This is a genomic window from Sphingobium sp. B11D3D (assembly GCF_025961755.1).
Classification (GTDB): Bacteria; Pseudomonadota; Alphaproteobacteria; order Sphingomonadales; family Sphingomonadaceae; genus Sphingobium.
Window position 1 is genome coordinate 902,306 of sequence record NZ_JAOQOG010000001.1, and the last position, 26,827, is coordinate 929,132.

Consider the following 26,827-nt stretch of genomic DNA (forward strand, 5'->3'; position numbering starts at 1 on the left):
CTAAAAGGGGGAAAGAGGGGACTGCCTGCCGGGCATTCCCCTCTTATCTTTGTTTCAGGACAAAGCCGGGGCCGGAGCGGGTCGGGCGAAGAGGAGAGTGGATTATGGTGTTGCGGTCGATCCGGCCTGTGCCGATTGCGGTGCTGACGATGCTTCTGGCGGCGTGCAGCGGCGTCGAGGGGAGCGAAACGTCGCTCGGCCCCGCCGCCATCGATCAGGCGCGGCTTGAGGCGGCTGGCAAGGATGACGACAACTGGCTGACCTATGGCCGCACCTATGATGAGCAGCGCTATTCGCGGCTCACCCAGATTAATGACGGCAATATCGGCGAGCTGAGTCTCGCCTGGGCGCTGGAACTCGATACCGCGCGCGGGCAGGAGGGCACGCCCATCGTGGTCGATGGCGTGATGTACACGTCCACCGCCTGGTCCAAGGTCGTCGCCATCGATGCCACGACCGGCAAGCAGCTCTGGCAGTTCGACCCGGAGAATGAAGGCTCCAAGGCCGCGCACGCCTGTTGCGACGTCGTCAATCGCGGCGTCGCCGTGTGGAAGGGCCGCGTCTTCGTCGGCACCATCGACGGCCGGCTGATCGCCATCGACGCCAAGACCGGCCAGAAGGTCTGGGAGACCATCACGGTCGACCAGAAGAAGCCCTACACCATCACCATGGCCCCGCGCGTGGTGCGCGACAAGGTGATCATCGGCAATAGCGGCGCGGAACTGGGCGTGCGCGGCTATGTCTCGGCCTACGATACCAATACCGGCAAGCTCGTCTGGCGCTTCTATACGGTGCCCGGCAATCCGAAGGACGGACCGGATGGCGCTGCCTCCGACGCGATCCTGGAGAAGCTGGCCCGGCCGACCTGGTATGGCGAGAATTACTGGAAGCTCGGCGGCGGCGGCACCGTGTGGGACAGCGTGGTCTACGATCAGGAGCTGAACCAGCTTCTCATCGGCGTCGGCAATGGCTCGCCCTGGAACCACAAATGGCGCAGCGCCGGCAAGGGGGACAATCTGTTCCTCTCCTCCATTCTCGCGCTCGACCCGGATACCGGCGCCTATAAGTGGCACTATCAGATCAATCCCGGCGAAACCTGGGATTACACCGCGACCCAGCAGATCATGCTCGCGGACCTGAAGATCGACGGGCGCGACCGCAAGGTGCTGATGCAGGCGCCGAAGAACGCGTTTTTCTATGTGATCGACCGGACGAACGGCAAGCTGATCTCCGCCAAGCCCTATGCGCGGCAGAACTGGGCTGAGGGCATCGACCTCAAGACCGGCCGGCCGATCGAGAAGCCCGGCGTGCGCTATGACAATGGGCCGGCGCTGGTCATCCCCTCGGGCATCGGCGCCCATGCCTGGATGCCGATGAGCTATTCGCCCAAGACCGGGCTGGTCTACATTCCGGCCATGGAGCATCCGCTCGTCTATGGCGATGCCGATCCGTTCGTGATCCATGAGGGGCGCTGGAATACGGCAGTGTCCTTCCTCGATCCGCCGGCGATGCCGGGTCTGCCCGATACCGTGGAAGGGCGCCGCAAGGCCCTCGAATCCATGGTGAAGGGTAAGCTGGTCGCTTATGACCCGGTGACGCAGAAGCCGCGCTGGGAAGTCGAGCGCGACTGGCCGTGGAATGGCGGCACGCTGGCGACCGCCGGCAACCTCGTCTTCCAGGGCACGCCGCATGGCGACTTTGAGGCGTTCAGCGCGGACAATGGCAAGAAGCTGTGGTCCTTCCAGACCCATCGCGGCGTGCTGGCCGGGCCGATCACCTATCGCGTCAATGGCGAGCAATATATTGCCGTCATGGCCGGCTATGGCGGCTCGATGGGCATGGCGAGCGGCACGCCGTTCATGAAGAACAAGATGCCCAATGGCCTCGTGCTGGCGTTCAAGATCAAGGGCAGTGGCAAGCTGCCGCCCTACACGCCGATCCCGCAGCCCGAGCCGACGCCGAGCAACGAGACCTTCACGGCGGCGCAGATCGCGACCGGCCAGAAGGGCTTCTTCCAGTTCTGCCAGATCTGCCATGGCGGTCCGGTCAACCCGAACCTGCGGCGCTCACCGCTGATTGCCGACAAGGATCTGTGGCAGCAGGTCGTGATCGGCGGCGCGCTGGCGCAGAATGGCATGGCGAGCTTCGCGGCCTATCTCAAGCCCGAGGAAGCCGAGGCCATCCGCGCTTATCTCAACCAGCAGGCAAAGGCGCTGCTTGCCGAAGAGAAAGCCAAGGCACGCTGATCAAACTCGACCGCGCAGCAGCATAGGCAGTTGCGCGGTCGGCGGCGGTCGTGCAACTCCTGCTAACGCTATGGTCTAACGATCTGCCCGCAAGGGCGGGTCGCGCGTTGAGGAGAGAGTGATGCCGCCCAAATCCCTGTTTGCCCGCTGCCTGATGGCGGCGTCCCTGATGCTTCTCCCACTGACGGCCAGCCGCGCCGAGGTGAAGGTAGAGCATATCAAGGTCCACTCGCAGGCGGTGGAGGGCAATCTGGAAGGAAACAGCGCCGACCGCGACGTGATCGTCTTCCTTCCGGAGGATTATGCGACGAGCGCCAAGCGCTATCCGGTTGTCTATTTCCTGCACGGCTTCATGGGATCGGCCGAGGGCTATGACAAATATATCGGCTTTGCCGACGCGCTGAACACCGCCGAGGCCAAGAACCGCCAGGCGATTCTGGTCGTGCCGGATTCCAACTCGCGCCATGGCGGCTCGATGTACTCGAGCTCCCCGACCACTGGCAATTTCGAGCGTTTCATTGCGCAGGATCTCGTTGCCTATGTCGACAAGCACTATCGCACGCTCGCCAAGCAAGAGTCGCGCGGCCTGAGCGGCCACTCAATGGGCGGCTACGGGACGCTACGCATTGCCATGAAATATCCCGGCGTGTTTTCGAGCATCTACGCGATGAGCGCCTGCTGCCTCTCCGCCCGCCCGGTGGATGCAGAGCGCAGCCAGCGCCTCGAAGCGATGAGCATGGATGAAGCGCTCAAGGGCGACTTTGGCGTGCGGGCCGACTTCGCGGCAGCCTCGGCATGGTCGCCCGCGCCGGACAAGGCGCCCTTCTATCTCGACCTTGGCACGCAAAAGGGCGTCGTCCAGCCTCAGATCATCGCGCAATGGGCGGCCAATGCGCCGCTTGCCATGGCGCCGCAATATCTGCCGGCGCTCAAGAGCCTCAAGGCCATCGCGATTGACGTGGGGGACAAGGACACGCTGATCAAGGATAATGGCGATATGGCCAAGCTGCTCGACCGGATGGGCGTTGCGCATAGCTACACCGTCTATGGGGGCGACCATGGCAATCGCGTGCGCGAGCGCTTCCGGGCCTTCGTCCTGCCCTTCTTTGCCGAGCATCTCGCCAAGGATTGATCTCGCGAAAGGCTAGCGCGTCACCGCTTTGGCCCCATGACGCCCTGCCCGGTTCGGGACCGGCAGGGCGCGATGTGCGTTGGATGGTCGCGCCTGTCCTTTAGCCGACATGTTTTATGCCTAACTGTGTGAGAGGCGCGCAATTGACAGCGTAGAGATCGACAAAATCGATCTTTGCGTTGAGATTAATCAATTTTGCCTGATCAACAATGATGCCTATGTGCAAGGCGTCAATTCACCAAGAGGAGCAGACATGAGTCTCGTAAACACCCCGATCAAGCCGTTTTCCGCCACGGCCTTCAAGGAAGGCAAGTTCGTCGACGTGACTGAGGCGGACGTGAAGGGCAAGTGGGCCGTCTTCTTCTTCTACCCGGCTGACTTCACCTTCGTTTGCCCGACCGAACTTGAGGATCTCGCAGACATCTACCCGACGCTCCAGGGCATGGGCGTGGAAGTCTATTCGGTCTCCACCGACACGCATTTCTGCCACAAGGCCTGGCACGACACGTCGCCGGCCATCGGCAAGATCAGCTACTACATGCTGGGCGACCAGAACCACAGCATCTCGAACAATTTCGAGATCCTGCGCGAAGGCGTCGGCCTTGCTGACCGTGGCACCTTCGTCGTGGACCCCGAAGGCACGATCCAGCTGGTCGAGATCACGCCAGAAGGCGTCGGCCGCAACGCTGCCGAACTGCTCCGCAAGATCAAGGCGCTGCAATATTGGGCGAGCCACCCTGGCGAGGTCTGCCCCGCCAAGTGGGAAGAAGGCGAGAAGACCCTCGCACCTTCGCTCGACCTCGTCGGCAAGATCTAAGACTGCTTCGCGACGGGGTCGCGTGGCGATCCCGTCGTTCTCTCCCCTCCTCATGCGAGGAGGGGCAGAGGGTGGTGCGGCGACGCTGCGACCTTTCGCTTTTGCGCGGTGCTGCGCATCGCCACCACCCCACCCTGCTGACAGCAGACCATTTCAAAGGAAATCCCATGTTGGAAGCCAATATCAAGAGCCAGTTGCAGGCCTATATGGCCAACATCAAGCAGCCGATCGAGCTGGTGCCGTCGCTCGACGACAGCGCCAAGGCGTCGGAGCTGCGGGGCCTCCTGGAAGACATTGCCGGGCTGAGCGATCTTGTGACCATTGCGGCCGATGAAGGCGATGCGCGCAAGCCCAGCTTCCTCATCCGCCGGGCCGGCACGGATATCAGCGTGCGTTTCGCCGGCATTCCGCTCGGGCATGAGTTCACCTCGCTGGTGCTGGCGCTGCTGCAGGTCGGCGGCCACCCGCCCAAGGTGAGCGATGACGTGATCGAGCAGGTCAAGGGGCTGGAGGGCGACTATCAGTTCGAGACCTATTTCTCGCTCTCCTGCCAGAACTGCCCGGACGTGGTGCAGGCGCTCAACCTGATGAGCGTGCTCAACCCGCGCATTCGCAACGTCTCCATCGATGGTGCACTGTTCAAGGCGGAAGTCGATGAGCGCAAGGTGATGGCGGTGCCCAGCGTCTATCTGAATGGCGAGCCGTTCGCCTCCGGACGCATGGATATCGAGCAGATCCTCGCCAAGCTGGACACCGGTGCTGTGGCGCGTGCTGCCGAGAAGATCGCCGCCAAGGAGCCGTTCGACGTGCTCGTGGTGGGTGGCGGGCCGGCCGGTGCCGCCGCGGCCATCTATGCCGCGCGCAAGGGCATCCGCACGGGCGTCGTTGCCGAGCGGTTCGGTGGGCAGGTGCTGGATACCATGGGCATCGAGAATTTCATCTCCGTGCCGCACACCGAAGGGCCGAAGCTGGCTGCCGCGCTGGAGCAGCATGTGAAGGATTATGATGTCGACATCATGAACCTGCAGAAAGCCAGCAAGCTGGTGCCGGCCAAGGCGCCGGGCGGCCTCGCTGAAGTGCAACTGGAGAGCGGCGCGACCCTCAAGGCCAAGGCGGTGATCCTCGCCACCGGTGCCCGCTGGCGCACGATGAACGTGCCCGGCGAGGACGAGTATCGCAATAAGGGCGTGGCTTATTGCCCGCACTGCGATGGCCCGCTGTTCAAGGGCAAGCGCGTGGCGGTTATCGGCGGCGGCAACAGCGGTGTCGAGGCCGCGATCGACCTCGCCGGCATCGTCAAGCATGTCACCCTGGTCGAGTTCGATAGCCAGATGCGGGCCGATGCCGTGTTGCAGCGCAAGCTGCATAGCCTGCCCAATGTCACGGTGGTGACCTCCGCCCTGACGACGCAGGTGCATGGCGATGGCGAAAAGGTGGTGGGCCTTACCTATCGCGACCGCAACAGCGATGAATCGCATCTGGTCGAGCTGGAAGGCATTTTCGTCCAGATCGGCCTGGTGCCCAACACCGAATTCCTCACCGATGCGGTGGCGCTGAGCAATCGCGGCGAGATCGAGATCGATGCGCGGGCGCACACCTCGCAGCAGGGCATTTTCGCGGCGGGCGACTGCACCACCGTGCCCTACAAGCAGATCGTGATCGCGATGGGGCAAGGCTCCACCGCCGCGCTCTCCGCCTTCGATTATCTGATCCGCCTCGCGCCGGCGGAGGAGCAGGCGAAGGCGGCCTGAGCGGAGCTGATCGGTTGAAGATTGGAAAGGGGCGTTCGGCACGGGCCGGGCGCCCCTTTCTTGTGGATGCACGCGCATATCCCGTTTGGGAGATGCCGGGTCGATCACCTTCTGGCAGGCGCAGGCTGTAGCGGCGAACGGATGAAATCCCGAGCCGGTCCATGTCTTTGCCAGGGGGTGCATCATGATAGTTTCACGGACTTATTCCAGGGCCTTGCTGCTCGCTTCGGCAGCGGCGCTGTCACTCACCCTGTCTGCCTGCGGAGACGAAGGCGTGAACTCGACGCCGACGCCCACGCCTGCCCCCACGCCCACGCCTGCGCCGACACCCACGCCATCACCGACACCCACGCCGACCCCGACGCCAACCCCCACGCCGACTCCCACGCCTGCTGCGGGGCCGATCGCCAACATCGTCGCCGGGCCGGGCAGCAACGCGACGCCGGCCGTGCAGGCCACCAATGGCGCCTCGTTCGATACCCAGACGTCGGGAACGATCAGCTTTCCGCTCAGCCAGCTTGCGGTGAATTTCGACGCACAGGGGAATCCCACCGCCGCGGCGACTGCCAACGCCAATGGCGTCACGATCAGCCGGGACTCATCAGGCCTGAAGTTCACCGTCAATGTCCCCGCTGCCGGGATCACCAATGTGGCCCTCGTCGAGGATTGCGACGATTGCTACTCGGCCAACCTCTCCAACGGTCGCAAACTGGAGGTCGTGCTCGATGGCGAGCTGGATAATGGCGATCTGAGCTATCTGCGCTTCGGCGAATGGGCGGTCTTTGGGCAGAACGGCCAGCTTGGAACTTATGCGCCACTGATCGGCGGGTACGAAACGCCGAACGCTGGCATGCCGACGAGCGGCACCGCGACCTATGCCGGCGAGGTGGAGGGCTATGTCAGCTTTGTCGATGGCAGTGCCCGCAATGTCGGCGAGCTGGAAGGCAATGCCGCGATCAGCGTGAACTTTGCCGCTAACAGCCTGACCGGCACCACGTCCAACATGCAGGTTGGCTATGAGAAGAACGGCAACTGGCAGCAGGCGGCGTGGAACGATGCCTCGTTCACGGCTTCGCTCTCCGGCAATGACTTCTCGGGCACTACGGCGGTGACGAGCGCACCGAGCGGTGCGGCATCCTTGCAGAGCGGCGCGGTCGGCACGATCGGCGGCAGCTTCTACGGGCCGGCAGCCGATGAGATCGGCGCGATCTGGTCACTCTCCGACGGCACGAACACGGCGCTCGGGACGATCGCCGGAATCAAGCAGTAACCCGAGGGGCGATTCGCTGCCCGCGCGTGGGGCGCCGAGGGCGTGGTGGGGGCAGCGGATCGAATGGGACGGCAGCACATACATGTCTGCAGTGGGAGCATTCATGCTGATGTCCCAGGTGGGGGCGATGGCGATGGCCGGGACACCAACGGCCATCGCCGCGCATCCCGATCCGGCGGCCAGCAGCGCGCCGGAAGCGGCAGCGCCAGCGGCGGCCGTGTCGGTGTCGGCAGAAGCCTATGCCGAACGGCTCGCGCGTGATCCGGCCAATCCCGAGCTGCGGTTTCGCCTCGGCATGGCGCTGATGGAAGCGGGGCGGACGCGCGAGGCGATCCGGCAGTTCCGGCATTTGCTCGCCGATCAGCCGCAGGCGGTGCGCGTGCGGCTGGAGCTGGCGCGCGCTTATTATGTCGCCCGGGATTATGCCAATGCCGAGCGGCAGTTCCGTCTGGCCGGCGCGGCCAATCTGCCAGCGATCGTCTCCGCCAACGTCGATCGCTACCTCAAGTCCATTCGCGAGATGCGATCCTGGTCGTTCAGCGCCTCCTTCGCGCTCGCGCCGGATACCAACATCAATGCCGCGACGGCGGCGGAGACGATCGAGCTTTATGGCCTGCCGTTTGACCTCTCGGATGCCGCCCGCCGGTCGAGCGGGGTGGGGGTCTATGGGCAGATCGGCGCGGAGTGGGCGCCGCGTCTGTCCGCGCGGGTTCGGCAGCGGTTCGGCGCATCCCTCTCGCGGCGCGATTATCAGGGGCAGCAGTTCGACGACATGGTGCTGAGCGCCTATCTCGGCCCGCGCGTGACGCTGGGCCGGTTCGCGCTGGCCGCCACCGGTACGGCCTCCCGCCGCTGGTATGGGGGGCAGCCCTATAGCCGGATGCTCGGCGGTCAGGCGGATGTCGCTTACTATCCGGGCACCCGCACGGCGATCAGCCTGCAAGCCAGCGCGAGCGATCTGCGCCATAAGGGCGCCACGCATCTGAATGGGGCGCTGCTCGGCCTGTCGCTGGGCGTCACGCGCTCGCTGGACAAACAGAGCCTCGGCAATCTGCGCGTCGGCATCAATCGCCACGACGCCGCCAACCGCGCCTTCGCGCAGACCTCCTACACGGCGGGCGCGATCTACGCGCGCGAATTGCCGATGGGCTTCTCGCTCTCGCTGCAGCCCGGCTTTTCCTACAGCCGCTTTGATGGCGTGTTTGCCGCGTTCGGCACGGCGCGGCGTGACACGAGCTACAGCCTCGGCGTGAGCGCGCTCAATCGCAAGGTGACGCTTGGCCGGTTTGCGCCGCGCGTGGGCGTCTCGCATACGATCAACGAGAGCAATATCGCGCTCTACGCCTACCGCCGTACGCGCTTCGACATCGGTGTGACGACGATTTTCTGATCCGGCGGGCGTGCGGTCTGCGCGCAAGGCGATCACGCTGCGCCGTAGCGTCCGGTTCGTGCCGGCGGGCGCGCAGGCTTGTCGAGGGGACTGTCGCGTCGCCTGCAAGGGGTTGAAACCAAGCGGGTAGCCGATAAGTTTGGCCTCATGTGACGCGACACTGCGTTTCCCCAAGGATTGAGGTTTTCCGACAAATGCCTTCAAAGCATGTTCTTGCCCCGTTGAGCGCCGTCGCGCTCGCGCTGTCCACGCCGCTCGCCGCCCAGAAGGCGGAGACCATCACCGCGCCATGGACCGGCCTCTATGGCGGCGTGCCCGCCTGGGACAAGGTCGATCCGGCGGCATTCCCTGCCGCGTTCGAGGCGGTCATGGCCTCGGTGAAGGCGCAGTTTGAGGGCGTGCTGGCTAATAAGGCCGCACCGACATTCGAGAATACGATCACCGCGCTGCAGAAGGAGACGCTGTCCGACCGGGTCATGCCGATCTGGGGCGTGTATGTCTCCAATCTCTCCAATGACGACATCCGCCGCATTCAGGGTGAGTGGAGCCCGAAGCTGAGCGCCTTCTTCAACGAACTGACGCTCGATCCGCGCTATTTCGCGCGGGTGAAGGCGCTCTACGACAAGCGCGACATGCTTGGCCTTGATGCCAAGCAGATGCGGCTGCTGACCCGCACTTATGAGGATCTGGTCGCCAACGGCGCCATGCTGGATGCCGCGCAGAAGAAGGAACTGATCGGGATCGAGACGGCGCTCGCGCAGGAGTTCAGCAGCTTCCAGAACAAGGTGCTGGCCGATGAGGAGAAGTTCATCACCTTCACCAGCGAGGTCGATCTCGCGGGTTTGCCGGCCGATTTCGTGGCGACGATGAAGTCCGTGGCGCAGGACAAGGGCGTGAATGGCTGGTTGCTGATCAACACCCGCTCCTATGTGCAGCCCTTCCTCGAAAGCTCGACACGGCGCGACCTTCGCAAGAGCGTGTTCGAGGCGTTCGCCAATCGCGGCGACAATGGCGATGCCAATGACACCAATGCGACCATCGCGCGGATCGTGGCGCTGCGTGCCCAGCGGGCGAAGCTGCTCGGGTTCAAGACACATGCCGAATACCGCATGCGCGACACCATGGCGCAGACGCCGGACAAGGCGATGGCGCTGATGATGAAGGTGTGGCCGGCGGCCGTCGCCCGCGTGCGCGAGGAAGTGGCGGACATGCAGGCCATCGCCGATGCCGAGGCGAAGGCTGGGCAGGGGCCGAAGATCACCATCGAGCCATGGGACTACCGCTTCTACGCCGAGAAGGTGCGCAAGGCGAAGTACGACCTCGATCAGAATGAAGTGAAGCCCTATTTCCAGCTCGACAAGATGGTCTCCGCCATGTTCGACATGGCGAACCGGCTCTACGGCTTCACCTTCACCGAGAATAGCGGCGCGGTGCCGGTCTTCCACCCCGATGTGCGGACCTTCGAGGTGACGCGCGGCGGCAAGGTCGTCGGGCTGTTCTACCTCGATACCTGGGCACGCAGCGGCAAGCGCTCCGGGGCGTGGATGACCACCTATAAGGGGCAGGATCATCTCAACGGCAATGACTATGTGCTGGCCTCCAACAATAACAATTTCGCCAAGGGCAGCGCCGGTGCGCCGACGACGATCAGCCTCGATGATGCGACTACGCTGTTCCATGAGTTCGGCCACGCGCTGCATTATCTGAGCTATGACATCACCTGGCCGGGGCTGGGCACGACGCCGCGCGACTTCGTGGAATATCCCAGCCAGGTTCATGAGAATTGGGTGCTGACGCCCTATATCCTCGAGACCTATGCGCGCCATTTCCAGACCGGCGCGCCAATCCCCAAGGCTCTGGTCGACAAGATCAAGGCCAGCGACACCTTCAACCAGGGCTTTGCCACGGTCGAATATCTCTCCTCGGCCATCGTCGACATGAAGCTGCACAATCGCCCTGATGCGCCGACCGATATCGACGCGTTCGAGCGCGAGACGCTGGCGGAAATCGGGATGCCCAAGGAGATGATCATGCGGCACCGCCTGCCGCAGTTCAATCACCTCTTCTCGTCCGATGCCTATTCGGCGGGCTATTACAGCTATCTGTGGTCCGAGACGATGGATGCGGACACCTGGGCCGCGTTTGAGGAGACCGGCAATGTCTGGGACCCTGCGCTGGCCGCGCGCTTCAACAAGGCGCTGCTCTCGACCGGCAACGAGACCGACCGGGCCGAAGCCTATCGGGCATTCCGCGGCCGCGACCCGGATGTGAATGCGCTGCTGCGCAAGCGTGGCTTCCCGGTTCCGGCGGAGTAATCGCGCAGCAGGTCCGTCTGATGTGCTTTTTGTTAGTGCGAAGGGTCCGCCTCGATTTGGAACGAATGCCCCAGGCAGGATTTCTGAATTAGACTGAGTAGATAGCGGATTTTGGACGGATGCTGATTTCACATGCGGAAGAAGCGCGGCTGCGCGCCTCTTTCGAGGCGTTTATCATGGACCGGAGTTTTCCGTGTGTGGGGGCAAAATCAGCTCTCTCGCGCGGGACTCTCAACATTCTCGTGGGCTGGTCCATCGACAGCGGCTGGGATGACTTGCGGCTGCATGGCGAATTGATGGCCTGGGCGCAATCCTACGCGAGCGATCCGGGGCTGTTCCGCAGCCTCGCGATCATTTTCGCGCATGCGGCGCCGCTGGATGAGAAGGCCTATGAGCAGGCGATGTGGGACCGTCTGCAATCGCTGGCCGACAAGGATGCGTGGCTTGGCCTGCCCTATGATGAGCGGGTGAGCCGCGATCCTGACGATCCCCATTTCTCGCTGAGCTTTGGCGGGGAAGCCTTTTTCGCAGTGGGCCTGCATCCGGCGGCAAGCCGCCCGGCGCGGCGTTTCGAGCGGCCGGTGATCGTGTTCAACCTGCACGATCAGTTCGAGCAATTGCGTCAGGAAGGGCGCTACGAAAAGATCCGCGAGACGATCATCGCCCGCGATGTCGATCTTGCCGGTGAAGCCAACCCGATGCTTGCACGCCATGGCACGAGCAGCGAGGCCGCGCAGTATAGCGGGCGGCATGTCGGCGAGGACTGGAAATGCCCGTTCCATGACCCCCGCGAGGTCGCGTGATGGCAGAGCGTATTCCGCCCCGTTCGGGCGTGGCGTTCGAATTGCTTGCCGGCCAGTATCTGACCGTGATCGACCCGGAAGGGTGCCAGGTGGCGGACCTGCTGGCCTATAATCGCGCGGACATCGGCGAGGTGCTCAGCAATGGGCGCACGCTCGATTATGAGGAGACCATTCGCCTGACGACGGGCAACAGGCTGTGGTCGAACCGGTCCAATGTGCTGCTCACCATTGAGCAGGATACGGTCGGCTGCCATGATTTTCTGCTGACGCCGTGCAGCACTGATACCTTCCTGCATTTTTATCCGGACAAGCCGGTCGTTCCGGGTTGTTTCGGCAATCTGGCAGCGGCGTTGGCGCCTTATGGCATCACGGCCGATATGATCCCGGTTGCGTTCAATTGCTTCATGAATGTGCCGGTGGGGGCGGACGGCAAGATCAGCGTTCTGCCGCCGCTCAGCTCGGCGGGCGACCGGATTGTCCTCAGGGCGGAGATGGATCTGATCATCGGCCTGACGGCCTGCTCGGCTTATGCGAGCAATGGCGGGAGCTTTCGGCCGATCGATTATATGGTGGAGGATCTGGTTTAGGGATTGCCGCCCGGTCTCCCCTCCTCTTCAGAGGAGGGGTCGGGGGGTGGTGGCGATGCGCGAGCATCGCAGGGCTGGCGAGTGTTCTCGAGGTTGATGCACCACCCCAACCCCTCCTCTGAAGAGGAGGGGCTTAAGTCGCGCTCGCTATCGCTTCCTCAAGCTGCGCCAGCCGCCTCAGCGCAAACGACGGTCGTTAGCCGTCACGGCGCTGTGATAAGGCGCCAGCATCTTGCCCGGCAGGGCCATCATGGCGACGGTCGTCGCCACATTGCGCTCCATCAGCCGCATCCAGTCGTCAGGCCAAAAGGGCTGGCCCGAGGCGAGGCGCTGCATGTCGCGGGCGTTGGCCGCGCCGGTCTGGCGCAAGCGGCGGGCGCCGCGATCCTGCGCGCGGGCTGCCTTGCCGAAGGCGTCGGTCTTTTCCGTCACCATCAGGCTGAGCTCCCGGCCATCGGCCGTGAAGGGGGACTGCCATGCCGCCATGATGATGGGTGTGCGGGCGAGCAGGACATTGTGCGTGCTCACCATCGTTTCGGTCGCCCGAATGCAGGTCTGCGCGAAATCGAACCACATTGAAAAGGGGTTGGCAGTCATGGCGGTGCTCCTGTTGCAGGAGCACAATGAGCGAAAGGCGGATTGGCCCCCGGCGCGCCGGCTGATTATTATCATGCCGGCTAGTTAGACGTGGCGGCGTGTCAGGCAATCCAGAGGCGCAGGACCCAGGCCACGACGCCGAGCACGCACACGCTCGCCAGCCAGATGCCTGCCATCCAGCCGAGGCGCTGCCACAGCGGTGCCTCTTCAGGGACGCGGGTCAATGATAGCCCTCATGGCCAACCTTGCCCCGGAAGACCCAATAGGACCAGCCGGTATAAGCGAGGATGAGCGGCAGGGTGATCGCGACGCCGACCAGCATGAAAATCTGGCTCTTCTCAGGCGCTGCCGCATCCCAGATGGTGATCTGATCCGGCACGACATAGGGCCAGATGGTGACGCCAAGACCGGCCATGCCGAGGAAGAACAGGGCCAGCGCCAGCAGGAAGGGCATCAGTTCGCGCCGCGTCTTGAGCGCGTAGAACAGCGCGCCGGCGACGATGGCGGTGAGCAGCGGCACCTGGCTGGCGAACAAGATGTTCGGCATTTCCAGCCAGCGGGCGCGATAATCGGACAGCAGCAGCAGATTATAGGCGCTCACCGCACCCATGAGCAGCAGCGTGGCGATCGCCGCCTTGAAGGCGAGCCGATAGGCATGCTCCTGCACCTCGCCCTCCAGCTTCCAGATCATCCAGCAAGCGCCGAGCAGGGCATAGCCGGCGACCACGCCGGCGCCGGTGAGAAGGGTATAGGGCGTCAGCCAGTCCCACCAGCTGCCATCATAGGATCGCCCGGTGACGTCGATGCCCTGCAGCAGCGCGCCGAGGATCATCCCTTGCGCCAGCGCGGCGACCACCGAGCCGCCGAAGAAGCACATGTCCCACAAGGCGCGGTGGCCCGGATCGCGCCAGCGGAACTCGAAGGCGACGCCGCGAAAGACGAGCCCCAGCAGCATGGCGATGACCAGCGGGTATGTGGCCGGCAGAATGATCGCATAAGCCAGCGGGAAGGCGGCCATCAGCCCGCCGCCGCCGAGCACCAGCCAGGTCTCGTTGCCATCCCACACCGGCGCCACGGAGTTCATCGCGCGATTGCGCCCGTGGCCGACCGTGATGGTGGGGAACAGGATGCCGATGCCCAGATCGAACCCGTCCATCACCACATAAGCGAAGACGGCGAAGGCGATGATGAACGCCCAGATGATCGTGAGATCGATCATGAGTCGACCCTCCCCTCAACTGTCGGCTGACCTGGCGACGTCGACCTGGGGTCCCCTTGCGCCGGGCCGGGTGTGATGCCGGCGGTCCGGATCGGACCGCGTTCGGTCTCCTCCACGCCTGTCTCGCCCGGGTGCGGCGGCATGTTCATGAGCCGCAGGATATACCAGGTGCCTGCGCCGAACACGGCGAAGTAAATGACGACGAAGGCCAGCAGCGAGGCGGCGACGGCCGGCGCGGCGAGCGGCGAGGCCGCATCGGCAGTGCGGAGCAGGCCATAGATCACATAAGGCTGGCGGCCGACTTCGGTCGTCACCCAGCCGGCAATGACGGCGACGAAGCCCGCCGGCCCCATGACCAGCGCGAAGCGGTGCAGCAGCGACCAGTCGTACAGGCCCTTGCGCCACCGCGCCAACAGGCTGGTCATGCCCAGCGCGAGCATGAGCATGCCCAGCCCGACCATGATGCGGAAGGACCAGAAAACGACGCCGACCGGCGGGCGCTCGTCAACGGGAATGGTCTTGAGGCCCTCGATCGGGGCGTGGATGTCGTGCTCCAGGATAAGGGAGGTCATGCCGGGCAGTTTCACGGCATAATCGACCCGCTCTTCCCTGGCGTTCGGCACGCCGAAGAGAATGAACGGTGCACCATCCGGATAGCTCTCATAATGGCCCTCCATGGCGAGCACCTTGGGCCGCTGATGCTCCCAGCTGTTCAGCCCGTGCATGTCGCCGACGAAAATCTGGATGGGCGCGACCAGCGCGATCATCCACATGGCCATGGAGAACATCTTGCGCGCATGGGCATTGGCGCGATCGCGCAGCAGATGCCAGGCGCCGACCGCGCCGACGACCAGTGCCGTAGTGAGATAGGCAGCGGTCACGGTGTGGACGAGGCGGTAGGGGAAGCTGGGGTTGAAGATGATCGGCAGCCAGCTGTCACCGGGGAGGAACTGGCCGTTCGCGCCCATGATGTGGCCTTGCGGGGTCTGCATCCAGCTGTTGACCGAGAGAATCCAGAAGGCCGAGACGAAGGTGCCGATGGCAACCATCAACGTGGCGAAGAAATGCAGCTTCTTGCCGACGCGGTTCATGCCGAACAGCATGACGCCGAGGAAGCCTGCCTCCAGAAAGAATGCGGTGAGGACTTCATAGGCCATCAGCGGCCCGATGACCGGCCCGGCGACATCCGAGAAGACCGACCAGTTGGTGCCGAACTGGTAGGACATGACGATGCCCGAGACGACGCCCATCGCAAAGACGATGGCGAAGATCTTCAGCCAGTAGCGGAACAGGTCGATGTAGACCGACTTGCCCGTCTTGAGCCACAGACCTTCGAGAACGGCAAGATAGCTGGCCAGGCCGATCGAGAAGGCCGGGAAGATGAAGTGAAAGCTCACCGTGAAAGCGAACTGGATACGCGCCAGCAGGAGAGCGTCGGCCTCCGCGAACATAGCACTGGTCCCTATATGGTTCCCATGGTCGACGGCTCGTGGCGCGTCGATGGGCCGGTCCTACCAGTCTGGCGCTGGAGATTGAAGGGTTGCTCGGAACTCTCCGGCAGCGTTGCCCGGAAGCCACAGTTTTTGTTCTGGAATCTTGGGCCGGGTGACACAGCGCTCAGGAATGAAGAAGGCCGCGACCAGCATGAGCTGGCCGCGGCCTCCGTTCAAATCGTAGTGAGAGAGATCAGAACTTCTTCTTCACGCTCACAGCCCATTCGCGCGGACGACCGGGCTGGCCATTGGAGTAACCCTGGCCACCGACCGTCTGGTCATAGATGGTCAGCAGATAATATTCGTCGAGCAGGTTGGTCACTTCGAGCGAGACATCGAGATCCTCATCCGCATTCCGCCAGGTCAGACGGGCGTTTGCCACGCCATAGGCGTCGATGCGGTTACTCGAGCGGTTGGCCGAGACCGTATAGACCTTGCTCTGGTACGAGGCGTCGATGCGCGGCGTCAGCGAACCGGAATTACCCAGATCGATGCGATACTGCGCGCCGATGCTCCACTTCCACTTGGGCGTGTAAGGCGCATAATCGCCAAACTGCGGGCCATTGAGGTTGGTGGGTCCACCGACGGCCACCGTGGAGGTGCCGGACGTGTAGGTCCCGAACTTCTTGTAGTCGAAGTCGATGTAGCTCAGCGATCCATCAAGCGTCATGCCCTCGACCGGGCGGATGGTGATCTCCGCTTCCAGACCCTTGATGTCGGCATCGCCGGCGTTGACGGGAAGCGCGCAAGGCGCACCGAAGCCAGCCCCGGTGATCGCCGTGCAATTGCTGAGGGTAAGCTGGATTCCCTTATACTTGCTGAGGAAGGCCGCGACGTTGAAGCGTACCATGCGATCGAAAAGATCGGTCTTGAACCCAAGCTCGTACGCGCTCAGCGTTTCCGGCCCGAAGGAGAGGGCCTGCTGGACGAAGAACGGACGGGGATTCACGCCGCCCCCTTTGAACCCGGTGGAAAACTGGGCATAGGCCATGATGTCCGGCGTAAAGGCATATTGCACGTTGGCGCGATAGTCGACGCGATTTCCGCTATACTTGCCCACGGTGCCGTTCAGCGGCAACACGCCGTTCGCCGCAAGCGAGGTCGCATCCAGATAAGGCCGCTGGCGGACATAGGTGTAGGTCTTGGACTCCTCGGTATAGCGAATGCCGCCTGTCAGGGTCAGCTGTTCGACCGGGTTCCACGATAGGTGAGCAAACACAGCCTTGCTGTCTGCATCTACCGGATCGCTCTGCTGGAACTGCAGGCCAGAGGAGCGCAGGTCCTGGAAGGATGTGTAGACCGACTTCTGATCGCTGTAATAGCCGCCCAGGGTGAAGTTGATCTGGTCGTTGACCTTTCCGTTCAGGCGCAGTTCCTGGCTGAAGAAGCGGAAAGTCAGCGGGCCATAGCCGAGGCTGTGGGCCATCGGCGACACGTCGTTGTCGTTGGAGAAGTTGGACGTGTACTCGCGATAGGCGGTGATCGAGTTAAGCTGGAAATTTGGCGAGATTTCCCAGTCGATCTGTCCGGAGAGACCCCAACCCTTGAAACGCACGCGTCCGTCGCCAGAGGCGGCGCGATAGGTGAGCGGCTGACCCCCGACGAGGATCGGCTGGCCGTTCTGACCGATCGCGGTGTCCGCGGGCATGTCATAGGTCGCGAAGTTGCAGTAATTGCCGCAGATGAAGCGGTTGTCATAGGCCAACTGGTTGGCATTGGCGGTATTGCCGATCGGGAACGGGTTGATGTCCCGCTGTGCGGAGGCGGTCGCATAGTTCTGCGCCGGTGAGGAGCCGGGCGCCGGGGTCAGCGGCAGCGGGTAGCGCGGCGAGGCCACCGTGCCATCCGGATAAGTGCGCAGCAGCAGCACCGAGCCGGCCGCGACGCGATCGTCGTCGGTGTAGTCGCCGATAATATTGATATCGATCGTGTCGCTGGGGCGCAGGCGCAGTTGCGCGCGCGCTGCGATGTAGTTGACCTCTCCTTCCTTGGCGAGCACGCAGTCCGGACGATTGGTGCGCGCGGGCACACCGCCGACGGGATTGATCAGCTGCGGAGCGCGGGTGGGATTGGCTGCGGTGGCGAAGGCCGGCGTGAAGGTCGCCGTGCCGCCAGCGGGATACATACAGCCAAAGTCGAGCCGATCGACATAGCCTTCCTGCTTCTTGGCGACGCCGGCAATGCGCATGTCAACGCCCTGTGCCAGATTGAAGTCGGCACTGCCGCGCAGATCGATGCGGTTGCGGCTGCCATAGGCTGCGGCGACATAGCCGGTGTTCGTGCCTTCCGGCTTCTGCGAATAGAGCTTCACCGCGCCGCCGATAGAGTTACGGCCAGCCAGCGTGCCTTGGGGGCCGCGCAGCACTTCCACGCGATCGAGGTCGAGCAGGTCGAGGATCGAGCCGGTGAGCGTGGCGTAATAGACGTCGTCCACATAGAAACCGACGCCCGGTTCGACCGCCGGGTTGAAATCAAATTGTCCGACACCGCGGATGTTAGCGCCGAGCGATGGGCCGAAGGCAGCGCCCTGTGGCTTCAGTGTCACAGAGGGGGCCTGGTTGGCGACCTGGCTGATATCGGTCTGGCTGCGTGCCTCCAGCATCGCCGCATTCACGGCGGTGATAGCGATAGGCGTATCCTGCAGATTTTGCTCGCGAAACTGTGCGGTGACGATGATGTCGCCGTCACTCGCGGCCTGCGTATTGCCCGCCTGCGGCGCGGCATCCTGAGCAAAAGCATTGGTCGACGAGATCAGCGCGATCGCGGACGACAAGAGCGCAAAACGGAACTTTCTCATGACATCTCCCCTGTGTGTAATTTATTTTGTCCTACTATAATTGGGATATCTAAGGATGCGAAGCGCAAAATCAGGACTGGCCGTTTCTTTCGTCCGACCGGTCGAGGGACCCTGATCGGGCAGACCGCCGCCAAATTACGGCAGGCAAAGGCATTTGCCTTCTCCGATGGTGCACGCGGACTTGTTTCATGATGCACGGGCGCAACAGTGGCTGCACTGTAAGCGGCTTGACTTGGAAGCGGTCTCACGAAACAATCTCTCGCAAAGAGATAATGCGGGCGGCCGGTCCCAAGAGGGATGCGAGCGGCCCGGACATGAGGACGGGAGAGGGCAGTGGGCGCAGCGCGCAGAGTCTCGACTGAGGACATCCCAGACCGCGACCGGCTGGGGTTCTGGAATGCCGGCGCCGCGGCTATCGGCGGGGTAGAAGCCGACCGGATCGAGGACCACGTTTTTCAGGGCGTCGTCGTCCGGCGGGCGCTCGGCGATACCAAAGTGTTTCGGCTCGACACATCCCCGCATCGCGCGGCGTGGACGCGGCGCCTGATTGCCGCAGGTGAAGGCGATCCGCATGTCCGCATCTGGTTTCAGCACCGCGGCTCGACAATCGTCTCGACCCGCCATGGCGAACATATCGTGCGGGCCGGGCAATGGTCTGTGAGCGACGGGCGATATCCCTATGTGGCGACGCATCTGGAAGCCTCGCGCAAGCTGGCGCTGCAACTACCGCTCGGCCGGCTGGCGCGCCATGAGCAGGACGCAATTGCCCGACTGCCCGGTGCGCTGCAGGTCGGGGGCGGTATCGCACGGATGCTGCAGGCCTGCCTGCATAGCGCGATTACCACCACCGCCGAGACGGACGACCGGCTCGATGCCGATCTTGGCGAGACGATGGTCGATTTCATGCGCATGCTGCTGCACGAGCAGCGGCTGGGCAGCGACGTGGCGCCGATGCGCGAACTCACCCAGGACCGCATCCGTGCGTTTGTGCGGCGGAACGTCGGCAATCCCGCTCTATCCGTGGATATGATCGCCCAGGCGATGAAGTGCTCGAAGCGCTATGTGCACAAGGTCTTCAATGGCGACGAGACGATCAGCGAGTATATCTGGGGAACGCGGCTTGAAAGCTGCCGCGCCGCGCTGGCGTCGCCCAAGGCGGCGCAGACGACGCTGACGCAGATCGCCTTCGAGAACGGCTTTAGCAGTTCCGCGCATTTCAGCCGCGCCTTCCGGGAAAAATTCGGCACCGCGCCCAAGACGTACCGCGCGCAGATGCTGGATGCCGGTTCACGCACGGACAAAACGCGCGTGTCCACCCCGACAAGCGCGGGGGCGTGACGATGCTAGGCTGACAGCCGATCGAGTGGAGGGTGTGATGCGGTTGGTTCTGGCGCGTGTGGGAGCATTGATGATGATGGCGATGTCGAGTGGCGCGGTGCAGGCCGAGGCTGGCTGCGACAAAGCCTGCCTGGAAGAGATTATGGGGCAATATCGGGCGGCCTATCTCGCCCATGATGTCTCGGCTGCGCCCTTTGCCGATCATGTGCGCTTCACGGAAAACAATATCGAGATGGCGTTTCCCGATGCGAGTTGGGATACTGTGACGGAGGAAGTCGGCACGGCGCTGACGCTCTCCGACCCGCAGACCGGGCAGGCCGCTGCGTTCATGGCCATCAACCAGAGCGAAATTCCCGGCTATCTCGCCGTCCGGCTGAAGATCGAGAACCGGAAGATTACCGAGGTCGAGCATATGCTCTCGACCAAGCGCAACCTGAGCTCGCCGCCGACGCCGTTTGCGGAGCCCAAGGATTTCATGCGCCCCGCCGACCGTGCAGCGCCGGTCCCTCAGGCGCGCCGCAATAGCCGTGAGGAATTGTTGAGCCTGGGCGACGGCTACTTCCAGACGCTGGAGAATAACATCGGCGAAATCCGCAACACGCGCTTTGCGCCCGATGCGATCCGCTACGAAAACGGCATGATCTTCGGCGACATCGAGAAGGATTTCCGACTGGGTCGCTATGCCTTCAACAATAAGGTCAGGCGGGTGCCGATCCTCGTCGATGAGGAGCGGGGCATTTCCTTGTTCCGCGGCTTCATCGATCACAAGGGCGTTCTGGCCGATTACACCCTGACCGACGGCACGCCGCGTCGATCCATCTTCCGTGAGCCGCATAGCTGGGCGCTGCTGGAAATGTTCAAGATCCAGGGCGGCATGATTACCGGGGTGGAAGCCACGTTCATCACGGCGCCCTATAATGCGACGTCGCCCTGGGGGCCGGGCAACGGGAAGTAGGCGCGGACCTAAGAGGCGTATCGAAGCATCGTATCGAAGGGCCGACCCTTCGATACGCCGCTTCGACAAGCTCAGCGGCTACTCAGGACGAACGGGTAGAATGTCCTTACGGTCCCCGCGTGCCTAGCCTTCCACCAGATCGCCCATGATCTCGCGCGCGAGCCCGCCTGCGTCGGGCTCCACGCGGCACGACTGGTCGAACAGCATCGTCGCGCGGGTGCTCCGCTCATAGGCCGGCCAGTGCGGCAATCCGCTCGCCTGATCATTGGGATCGCCATTGGTGGCAAAGGCGACCCAGGCGCTGCTCATCTTGGCCGCGAGCATGGCCGGGGCGTCGCCCTCGCCCAGCAGGGCACGGGCGGATTGCGGCGTGTTGAGGATGAACGGCGTCTCCATGGTGTGAAGGGCGCCCAGCTTACCGCCGAGCGCGGGGCTCTGATAATCGAGCCGGTACATGAAGGCGGGCGCGCCTTCCTTGCGCTCGGCCTGCGCGATGATCGGTGCCTGGATGGAATAGTCGCTGAACAACTGGAGGAAGAGCCGGCTCGGCGTGGCCTCGGGATAGGCCTGCCGGTAGCGGCTGAGGACTGTCCCAGTGCGGTCGTCGAGGACTGCCTGGGAGCGGGTCTCGAGGCCGGCCTCGTCCAGCGTGAAGGCGCCGGGATCATTGCCCCAGAAGAAGCTCATTTCCTGCGCATTGCAGCCGATGAGCATCGGGATGGCGTTGGTAAGCGGCGCCGCGCGGGGCGAGAAGGGGTGTCGCGGGAGCAACAGCGGATCGAGCACCGGCGCGAAACAGGGCAGATGCGTGAAGTTGCGCGGCTTCAAATCGTCCGCCACCGCATGATAGCCTGCAAGCAGGGTCTGCACGGGCAGGGTGAGCAGGCTTTGCCAGTCGTCGCGCGGGATGTTCAACCGGTGCAGCAGCCGGTCCGTCGCGGCCGCCGCATCCTCCCGCTCCATGAAGCGCAGCGCCGGGCCGCTCTGCACGCCGGCACGGTGGATGAGACCCTGCGCGGCGGGGCTGCTCATCAGGAAGCTGGTCTTCATCCCGCCGCCGGAGGTGCCGAACACCATGATGCGCGCCGGGTCGCCGCCGAAATTCTCGATATTGTCGCGGATCCAGCCGAGCGCGGCGATAATGTCCTGCATCCCTGCATTGCCGGCGTGCGCGAATTCGTCGCTCTCCGTCAGGCCGGCGAGGTGGGTGTAGCCAAAGGCATTGAGGCGATGGTTGAGGCTGACGAATACGACATCGCCGCGCGCCGCGAGCTTGCTGCCGTCCACCGCCGAGCCTGAGCCGCCATAAAAGAAGCCGCCATGAAGCGAGACCATCACCGGGCGCTTGCCGCCATCGCGCAGGCCGCTGGTCCAGATGTTCAGGAACAGGCAGTCCTCCGATTCCGGGACCGGCGGGGGTGCGGGCGGCGCATTGGCCGGGCGCGGCAGTTGCGCAAGGATGACATAAGGCGGGCCGGGCGGCGGATTGGGGTTGGATTGCGGTGCGCTGGCCCCGAATGCGAGCGCATCGGTAATGCCCGTCCAGCCCTCCGGCGCGACGGGCGGGCGGAAGCGCTCGGCCCGCGCATAGCGAATGCCGCGAAACGCCATCACATCGCCTTCGAGGCGGCCGCGCAGGCGCCCATATTGCGTGTCGGCAATCGGTTCGGATGATGTCATCGCAAAAGCCTTTGGCAGAATGATGGCGGGAGCGGTCGTGGCAGCAAAGACGGCTTTCAATGCCGTTCGTCTGCTGACGCCGGGGTGAGCGGGCATGGCAGGCTCCTCTGGTTCGCCTCATTCTAGGAACTCCGGCCCGCTCGCAATTTGCGGACAGGGAACTCTTGTTCGTCTGCCGGTGAACTGCGCGGCGGAAGATGGCCGGCGCGCGCGCATGAGGGTCGACAGGGCGCATCGCCCGCGCCAAGGCTGGAGCGGACATGAGCGAGGCGGCGGTGGAACGAACAGAGCAGCTGAAAGAGAGGGGCTTCCAGTTGGCCGGGCTGGAGCACACCTTCGGCTTTTTGCTCCATGCGGCCTGGCGCGATGCCTCGACGACGTTCAACAAGTTCTTCGCCGGCACGGACGTGACGCCGAGCGCTTATTCCGTCCTCCTGCTGATCCACAGCAATCCCGGTTGCGCGCCCGGCGACCTCTCTGAGATCATGGGCATCACCTCCAACAATATGACGCGCCTTCTCGACGATCTGGTCAAGCGCGGCTTCGTGGCGCGGGAGGTGAGCGAAGCGGATCGTCGCGTGCGCCTGCTGCGGATGACGGCGGCGGGTACGGATTTCCTGGCCGAGCTGCGGCGCTGCCATGATGCCTATGAGGCGCATTTCGACGCGCGCATCGGGCAGGAGCGGGTCGCCCAACTTTGCGAGCTCTTGCGCCGGTTCGGTTGATCGTCCGCTGCCGGACGCGGCGCAAGGCCGTTCGCCTGCCTGCACTTTGTTCCCGGCAATGCAAAGCACGATGCGTCGCCAGTAAAGCCCCGCGGGGCCGGCTCTTCTAACGATCATGTGCAATTGCAGGAGAGCAGCACGTGTCGGTGGAGTCGGACAATCGGGCGCATCGTCCCCGGTTGGCGCATGAACTGGGGCTTCTGGCCAGCCGCCGCCAGATGTTGCGCGGGGCCTGCGTCGGCGCCTTGCTGATCGGCGCGGGCGGCTCCGCCGTGCTGGCGCGCGCGAGCGGACCCACCCGCATGGATGCCGTGCTGTCCTTCCATTCTAACGAACCGTGGCTGGACCGCACCGGCCGTGCCGCGCCCTGGCACCCGCCGCACGGGTGCCGCAGCGGCGAGGGCCTGGAGCCGCTGTCCGACGAGATGCTGCGCAGAGTGAATTGTTATGTCTGAACGGGTCTGCCGGCATGCACGGCGGCCCTTGACCGGAGGTTCAAGTGGTCGATTTTTCTTCTGATCCGGCCAAGCGCGGCTTCTTTTCCCCGCAGCGCTACGATGCCGAGATTCTCGAATGCGAAGTGCAGGGCACACTGCCCGCCGATCTGGTCGGCACCTTCGTGCGCTTGGGCGGTGAATGGTATTATCCGCCGAGCAAGCCGGACGATGCGATGCTGCATACCGACGGTTATGTCAGCACCTTCCGGTTCAAGGATGGGCGCGTCTCTTACAAGGGAAAGTTCGTCCGCACGCCGCGCTTCCAGGCCAATCTCAAGGCGGGCCGGCAACTCTTTGGTTATTATCGCAATCGCTTTACCGACGATCCCAGCGTGCAGGGTATCGACGGCACCGTGTCCAACACCACCCCGCTGGTGCATGGCGGCAAGCTGTTCACGCTCAAGGAGGATTCGCTGCCCCAGCAGATCGATCCGGTGACGCTGGACACGATCGGCGCGTGGGATTTCGACGGCAAGTACAAGAGCCAGACCTTCACGGCGCATCCCAAGATCGACCCGTTCACCGGCGAGATGATCGCTTATGGCTATGAGGCGACGGGGCCGGCCTCCAGGGACGTGTTGGTCTACGCGATGGACAAGGCGGGCCGGGTGACGCGCGAGACCCGGTTCGAGGTGCCCTATGTCTCGGTGATGCATGACATTGCCTTGACCGAGAAGCACATCCTCTTCCCGTTCGGCGGCTATGTCACCAGCATGGAGCGCTTGCGCGAAGGCAAGGTTCACTGGGGGTGGGACCGCAGCAAGGACAGCTACATCGGCATCATGCCGCGCGATGGCAACGGCAAGGACATCCGCTGGTTCAAAGGCCCGGAACGGTGCATGATGCACACGTTCAACGCGCAGACCATCGGCAACAAGGTGGTGCTCTACGCCCCCTTCTACGATTCCAATTTCTTCCCCTTCTTCCCTAATGTCGATGGCTCGCCCTGGGACCCGACGCGGGCCAAGGCCTATGTGCGCCGCCTGACCTTCGACCTGAATTCCAAGAAGGATAGCTGGGAGGAGGAGATTCTGTTCCCGCTGCCCATCGGCGATCTGGGGCGGATCGATCCGCGCTATCTGACGCAGGAAAACCGCTATTGCTTCACGGGATTTACCGACCCGACCCGGCCGTTCGACGAGGCGCGGGCAGGCAATCTGCGCGGGCGCGTGACGAACAGCTATGCCCGGTTCGATCTCCATACGAACAAGGTCGATCGCTATTTCCCCGGCGATACGCACAGCCTGCAGGAATGCACCTTCATTCCGCGCAGTGCCGATGCGCCGGAGGGCGACGGCTATCTAATCGGCACGGCTTCCAATTATGCGGAGATGCGCTCCGAGCTGATCATTGCCGATGCGCAGCGGCTGGAGGAGGGCGACATCGCCCGCGTGATCCTGCCGTTCCGCGCAGGTCCGCAGGTTCACGGCATCTGGGTTCGGCCGGACGAACTGGCGCCATTTCCAAAAGCAGGAGGCATCGATGCGTGATGAGAGCGAGGCCCTTGAGGCTGCAAAAACAGGAGGAGAGAGATATGGCCATGACGAGACTGCGGTGCCTGGCTTTGACGGCCGTAGCGATGGGGCTGGTCATGACCGGTAATGCCCAGGCGCAGAGCCTTTCGGCGGAGGACTATGCGGTCGCGCGCGCCGAGATCGTCAACCTGTCGAACCGGCTCATGATCGCGTCCGACGCGCGGGATGCCGAGACCTATGCCGAGAGCTTCGCCAGTGATGGCGTGCTGGACTGGATTGGCGGGGTGGAACATGGCCGCGAAGCGATCCGCAAGGCGATCGAGGAGTGGCGCGCCCAGATCGCGAAGAAGGCGACGATTCCGGCGGACGCCGGTTCGCAGCCGCGCACGCGCCATTATGTGCTCAACCACGACATTACGGTGAACCCGGACGGCAAGACCGCGTCTGGCCGCGTCTATTGGTTCGCGCTGACCAACAACACGCCGCAGACGGACGTGCAGGTGCTCTATTTCGGCCATGTCATCGAGGATTATGTGAAGGAAGACGGCAAATGGCTGTTTTCCAAGCGCGCGGTGTTTAACGAATCCCGCCATAATCGGGCGCTTTTCTACCCCGAGCTGGGCGAGAGGGACCCGCGTCAGGCGGACTGACCGGCTGTGTTGAGCGTGCGCGGTGCCCGCAAGGGCAGCAATCGCTGGCCTTGCGTGCCTCGGGCGCGTCTGGCACGGGCGGCTGGACGGTCTGCCCGTCCAGCCACACCCGCCTGATCCGGATGCCTCGCCTGTCATGAGCCTGCGTCTTGCCATTTTCGATTGCGATGGAACGCTGGTCGATAGCCAGCACAGCATCGTCGAGGCCATGGATGGCGCGTTTCGCGCGGTGTCGCTGGTGCCGCCCGACCGCCAGCAGTGCCTCTCGGTCGTGGGCCTCTCCTTGCCTTATGCGATTGCCCGGCTGGTGCCCGATGGCTCCGAGGCGCTGCGCGACGAAATTTGCGACCATTATAAGCTGCGCTTTCAGCATCTGCGCGCCTCTGGCGGGCTGCGCGAGCCGCTGTACCCGGGCATCGCCGATCTGCTGGATCGGCTCGAAGCGCAAGGCTGGCTGCTCGCCATCGCCACCGGCAAATCGGAGCGGGGCTTGCGGCTGCTGCTCGAGCATCATGGCATGGCCAAGCGCTTCATCTCGCTGCAGACGGCGGATCGCAATCCCTCCAAGCCGGACCCCGCGATGATCGGCGCGGCGCTTGCCGAGGCGGGCGTCGAGCGGGCCAGCGCTGTCATGATCGGCGATACCAGCTTCGATATGCTGATGGCGCGGGCGGCCGGGGTCCAGGCGCTGGGCGTCGCCTGGGGCTATCATCGCGCCGAAGAGCTGATCGAGGCCGGAGCCGCATCCGTGGCCATGGACAGTGCCGAGCTGGCGCGCCATATCGGCCTTTCATGACAGAGACGACACCCAAGAGCGCCGGTCCGAACCCGTCCGACGCCGCAGCGCAGACCCGCCGAGCGGCGGCAGCCAAGCAGCGCTTTTACGCGATCGGCCTGTTCCGGCTGTCCGGCGCGTTCATCCTGCTGTTCGGCATGGCAATCTCGCTGGAGCGGTTCGATTGGGTGCAGGGCGACAAGGCGAAGTGGATGGGCGTGATCGTCTCCACCGTCGGCTTCATCCAGTTTCTCATCGTGCCCCGGATGCTAGCGCGCGTGTTCGCGACGCCGAAGGACAAGGGCTAGGCCCGAC

Annotated in this window: 23 protein-coding genes; 17 read left to right on the forward strand and 6 right to left on the reverse strand. The window is 63.8% G+C overall.

The genetic code is table 11. The features are described 5' to 3' along the window. The first annotated feature begins 104 nt into the window (after positions 1 to 104). The 9 genes from M2334_RS04265 to M2334_RS04305 all read left to right on the forward strand — a co-directional run bounded on the left by M2334_RS04265 (position 105) and on the right by M2334_RS04305 (position 12,311). Positions 105 to 2,246: a PQQ-dependent dehydrogenase, methanol/ethanol family gene (locus M2334_RS04265; RefSeq protein WP_264604857.1), complete on the forward strand. Its 2,142-nt coding sequence runs from the start codon at positions 105 to 107 to the stop codon at positions 2,244 to 2,246. A gap of 121 nt (positions 2,247 to 2,367) precedes the next feature. Further along, positions 2,368 to 3,378: an alpha/beta hydrolase gene (locus M2334_RS04270; RefSeq protein ID WP_264604858.1), complete on the forward strand. Its 1,011-nt coding sequence runs from the start codon at positions 2,368 to 2,370 to the stop codon at positions 3,376 to 3,378. A 253-nt stretch (positions 3,379 to 3,631) separates the two neighbouring features. After that, positions 3,632 to 4,195: an alkyl hydroperoxide reductase subunit C gene (gene ahpC / locus M2334_RS04275; RefSeq protein WP_181560465.1), complete on the forward strand. Its 564-nt coding sequence runs from the start codon at positions 3,632 to 3,634 to the stop codon at positions 4,193 to 4,195. A 167-nt stretch (positions 4,196 to 4,362) separates the two neighbouring features. Further along, positions 4,363 to 5,946 (forward strand): alkyl hydroperoxide reductase subunit F, encoded by a 1,584-nt coding sequence (gene ahpF / locus M2334_RS04280; RefSeq protein ID WP_264604859.1) that lies wholly within the window; start codon positions 4,363 to 4,365, stop codon positions 5,944 to 5,946. A 184-nt stretch (positions 5,947 to 6,130) separates the two neighbouring features. After that, positions 6,131 to 7,216, forward strand: coding sequence for a transferrin-binding protein-like solute binding protein (locus M2334_RS04285; RefSeq protein ID WP_264604860.1), 1,086 nt, complete (start codon positions 6,131 to 6,133; stop codon positions 7,214 to 7,216). A 103-nt stretch (positions 7,217 to 7,319) separates the two neighbouring features. Continuing rightward, positions 7,320 to 8,606, forward strand: a complete 1,287-nt coding sequence (locus tag M2334_RS04290) for a porin family protein (RefSeq protein ID WP_264604861.1) — start codon at positions 7,320 to 7,322, stop codon at positions 8,604 to 8,606. A gap of 194 nt (positions 8,607 to 8,800) precedes the next feature. Next, positions 8,801 to 10,921, forward strand: coding sequence for a M3 family metallopeptidase (locus M2334_RS04295; RefSeq protein ID WP_264604862.1), 2,121 nt, complete (start codon positions 8,801 to 8,803; stop codon positions 10,919 to 10,921). Between the two features lie 119 nt (positions 10,922 to 11,040). Continuing rightward, on the forward strand, positions 11,041 to 11,724 hold the full coding sequence (gene gntA, locus M2334_RS04300; protein ID WP_181560460.1) for a guanitoxin biosynthesis heme-dependent pre-guanitoxin N-hydroxylase GntA: 684 nt from the start codon (positions 11,041 to 11,043) through the stop codon (positions 11,722 to 11,724). Continuing rightward, entirely contained in the window at positions 11,724 to 12,311 is a 588-nt protein-coding gene (locus tag M2334_RS04305) for an urea carboxylase-associated family protein (protein ID WP_264604863.1), read from the forward strand. Before gntA ends, M2334_RS04305 begins: the two co-directional genes overlap by 1 nt. A 177-nt stretch (positions 12,312 to 12,488) precedes the next feature. Here the strand turns inward: M2334_RS04305 and M2334_RS04310 are convergent, their stop codons facing one another. The 5 genes from M2334_RS04310 to M2334_RS04330 all read right to left on the reverse strand — a co-directional run bounded on the left by M2334_RS04310 (position 12,489) and on the right by M2334_RS04330 (position 18,417). Beyond that, positions 12,489 to 12,908: a hypothetical protein gene (locus M2334_RS04310; RefSeq protein ID WP_264604864.1), complete on the reverse strand. Its 420-nt coding sequence runs from the start codon at positions 12,906 to 12,908 to the stop codon at positions 12,489 to 12,491. A gap of 101 nt (positions 12,909 to 13,009) precedes the next feature. Continuing rightward, entirely contained in the window at positions 13,010 to 13,132 is a 123-nt protein-coding gene (locus tag M2334_RS04315) for a DUF2474 domain-containing protein (protein ID WP_264579630.1), read from the reverse strand. Continuing rightward, positions 13,129 to 14,127 carry a cytochrome d ubiquinol oxidase subunit II gene (gene cydB / locus M2334_RS04320; protein WP_264604865.1) on the reverse strand — a complete coding sequence of 333 codons (999 nt, stop codon included), beginning with the start codon at positions 14,125 to 14,127 and terminating at the stop codon, positions 13,129 to 13,131. The genes M2334_RS04315 and cydB overlap by 4 nt, the downstream gene beginning before the upstream one ends. After that, positions 14,124 to 15,578 carry a cytochrome ubiquinol oxidase subunit I gene (locus M2334_RS04325; protein ID WP_264604866.1) on the reverse strand — a complete coding sequence of 485 codons (1,455 nt, stop codon included), beginning with the start codon at positions 15,576 to 15,578 and terminating at the stop codon, positions 14,124 to 14,126. Before M2334_RS04325 ends, cydB begins: the two co-directional genes overlap by 4 nt. Positions 15,579 to 15,813: 235 nt before the next feature. Next, the gene (locus M2334_RS04330) at positions 15,814 to 18,417 is read right to left on the reverse strand and encodes a TonB-dependent receptor (protein WP_181560454.1); all 2,604 of its coding nucleotides are present in this window, start codon (positions 18,415 to 18,417) and stop codon (positions 15,814 to 15,816) included. 333 nt (positions 18,418 to 18,750) lie between these two features. Here M2334_RS04330 and M2334_RS04335 point away from each other — a divergent pair, with 333 nt between their 5' ends. Together M2334_RS04335 and M2334_RS04340 are read left to right on the forward strand one after the other, a co-directional pair. Further along, positions 18,751 to 19,755: a helix-turn-helix domain-containing protein gene (locus tag M2334_RS04335; RefSeq protein ID WP_264604867.1), complete on the forward strand. Its 1,005-nt coding sequence runs from the start codon at positions 18,751 to 18,753 to the stop codon at positions 19,753 to 19,755. Between the two features lie 37 nt (positions 19,756 to 19,792). After that, complete coding sequence (locus tag M2334_RS04340) at positions 19,793 to 20,710, forward strand: hypothetical protein (RefSeq protein WP_264571140.1); 918 nt, start codon at positions 19,793 to 19,795, stop codon at positions 20,708 to 20,710. A 123-nt stretch (positions 20,711 to 20,833) separates the two neighbouring features. Here M2334_RS04340 and M2334_RS04345 read toward each other — a convergent pair whose 3' ends face one another. Beyond that, on the reverse strand, positions 20,834 to 22,390 hold the full coding sequence (locus tag M2334_RS04345) for a carboxylesterase/lipase family protein (RefSeq protein ID WP_264604868.1): 1,557 nt from the start codon (positions 22,388 to 22,390) through the stop codon (positions 20,834 to 20,836). Between the two features lie 260 nt (positions 22,391 to 22,650). On the opposite strand from M2334_RS04345, the gene M2334_RS04350 reads away from it, so the two are divergent. The 6 genes from M2334_RS04350 to M2334_RS04375 all read left to right on the forward strand — a co-directional run bounded on the left by M2334_RS04350 (position 22,651) and on the right by M2334_RS04375 (position 26,820). Beyond that, on the forward strand, positions 22,651 to 23,115 hold the full coding sequence (locus M2334_RS04350; protein ID WP_264604869.1) for a MarR family winged helix-turn-helix transcriptional regulator: 465 nt from the start codon (positions 22,651 to 22,653) through the stop codon (positions 23,113 to 23,115). A gap of 140 nt (positions 23,116 to 23,255) precedes the next feature. Continuing rightward, positions 23,256 to 23,570 carry a hypothetical protein gene (locus M2334_RS04355; RefSeq protein WP_264604870.1) on the forward strand — a complete coding sequence of 105 codons (315 nt, stop codon included), beginning with the start codon at positions 23,256 to 23,258 and terminating at the stop codon, positions 23,568 to 23,570. A 44-nt stretch (positions 23,571 to 23,614) separates the two neighbouring features. Then, positions 23,615 to 25,102, forward strand: a complete 1,488-nt coding sequence (locus M2334_RS04360; RefSeq protein WP_264604871.1) for a carotenoid oxygenase family protein — start codon at positions 23,615 to 23,617, stop codon at positions 25,100 to 25,102. A gap of 44 nt (positions 25,103 to 25,146) precedes the next feature. Continuing rightward, complete coding sequence (locus M2334_RS04365; RefSeq protein ID WP_264593979.1) at positions 25,147 to 25,737, forward strand: nuclear transport factor 2 family protein; 591 nt, start codon at positions 25,147 to 25,149, stop codon at positions 25,735 to 25,737. 136 nt (positions 25,738 to 25,873) lie between these two features. Then, positions 25,874 to 26,533, forward strand: coding sequence for an HAD-IA family hydrolase (locus M2334_RS04370; protein ID WP_264593980.1), 660 nt, complete (start codon positions 25,874 to 25,876; stop codon positions 26,531 to 26,533). Further along, on the forward strand, positions 26,530 to 26,820 hold the full coding sequence (locus M2334_RS04375) for a purine permease (protein ID WP_264593981.1): 291 nt from the start codon (positions 26,530 to 26,532) through the stop codon (positions 26,818 to 26,820). Before M2334_RS04370 ends, M2334_RS04375 begins: the two co-directional genes overlap by 4 nt. Positions 26,821 to 26,827 lie beyond the last annotated feature (7 nt).

Coding starts and splice junctions, on each gene's coding strand:
- ahpF (WP_264604859.1), top strand. CDS start 4,363: ATGTTGGAAGCCAATATCAAGAGCCAGTTGCAGGCCTATATGGCCAAC.
- M2334_RS04285 (WP_264604860.1), top strand. CDS start 6,131: ATGATAGTTTCACGGACTTATTCCAGGGCCTTGCTGCTCGCTTCGGCA.
- M2334_RS04295 (WP_264604862.1), top strand. CDS start 8,801: ATGCCTTCAAAGCATGTTCTTGCCCCGTTGAGCGCCGTCGCGCTCGCG.
- M2334_RS04290 (WP_264604861.1), top strand. CDS start 7,320: ATGCTGATGTCCCAGGTGGGGGCGATGGCGATGGCCGGGACACCAACG.
- M2334_RS04375 (WP_264593981.1), top strand. CDS start 26,530: ATGACAGAGACGACACCCAAGAGCGCCGGTCCGAACCCGTCCGACGCC.
- M2334_RS04345 (WP_264604868.1), bottom strand. CDS start 22,390: ATGACATCATCCGAACCGATTGCCGACACGCAATATGGGCGCCTGCGC.
- M2334_RS04325 (WP_264604866.1), bottom strand. CDS start 15,578: ATGTTCGCGGAGGCCGACGCTCTCCTGCTGGCGCGTATCCAGTTCGCT.
- ahpC (WP_181560465.1), top strand. CDS start 3,632: ATGAGTCTCGTAAACACCCCGATCAAGCCGTTTTCCGCCACGGCCTTC.
- M2334_RS04365 (WP_264593979.1), top strand. CDS start 25,147: ATGGCCATGACGAGACTGCGGTGCCTGGCTTTGACGGCCGTAGCGATG.
- M2334_RS04270 (WP_264604858.1), top strand. CDS start 2,368: ATGCCGCCCAAATCCCTGTTTGCCCGCTGCCTGATGGCGGCGTCCCTG.
- gntA (WP_181560460.1), top strand. CDS start 11,041: ATGCTGATTTCACATGCGGAAGAAGCGCGGCTGCGCGCCTCTTTCGAG.
- M2334_RS04330 (WP_181560454.1), bottom strand. CDS start 18,417: ATGAGAAAGTTCCGTTTTGCGCTCTTGTCGTCCGCGATCGCGCTGATC.
- M2334_RS04370 (WP_264593980.1), top strand. CDS start 25,874: ATGAGCCTGCGTCTTGCCATTTTCGATTGCGATGGAACGCTGGTCGAT.
- cydB (WP_264604865.1), bottom strand. CDS start 14,127: ATGATCGATCTCACGATCATCTGGGCGTTCATCATCGCCTTCGCCGTC.
- M2334_RS04265 (WP_264604857.1), top strand. CDS start 105: ATGGTGTTGCGGTCGATCCGGCCTGTGCCGATTGCGGTGCTGACGATG.
- M2334_RS04310 (WP_264604864.1), bottom strand. CDS start 12,908: ATGACTGCCAACCCCTTTTCAATGTGGTTCGATTTCGCGCAGACCTGC.
- M2334_RS04350 (WP_264604869.1), top strand. CDS start 22,651: ATGAGCGAGGCGGCGGTGGAACGAACAGAGCAGCTGAAAGAGAGGGGC.
- M2334_RS04305 (WP_264604863.1), top strand. CDS start 11,724: ATGGCAGAGCGTATTCCGCCCCGTTCGGGCGTGGCGTTCGAATTGCTT.
- M2334_RS04340 (WP_264571140.1), top strand. CDS start 19,793: ATGCGGTTGGTTCTGGCGCGTGTGGGAGCATTGATGATGATGGCGATG.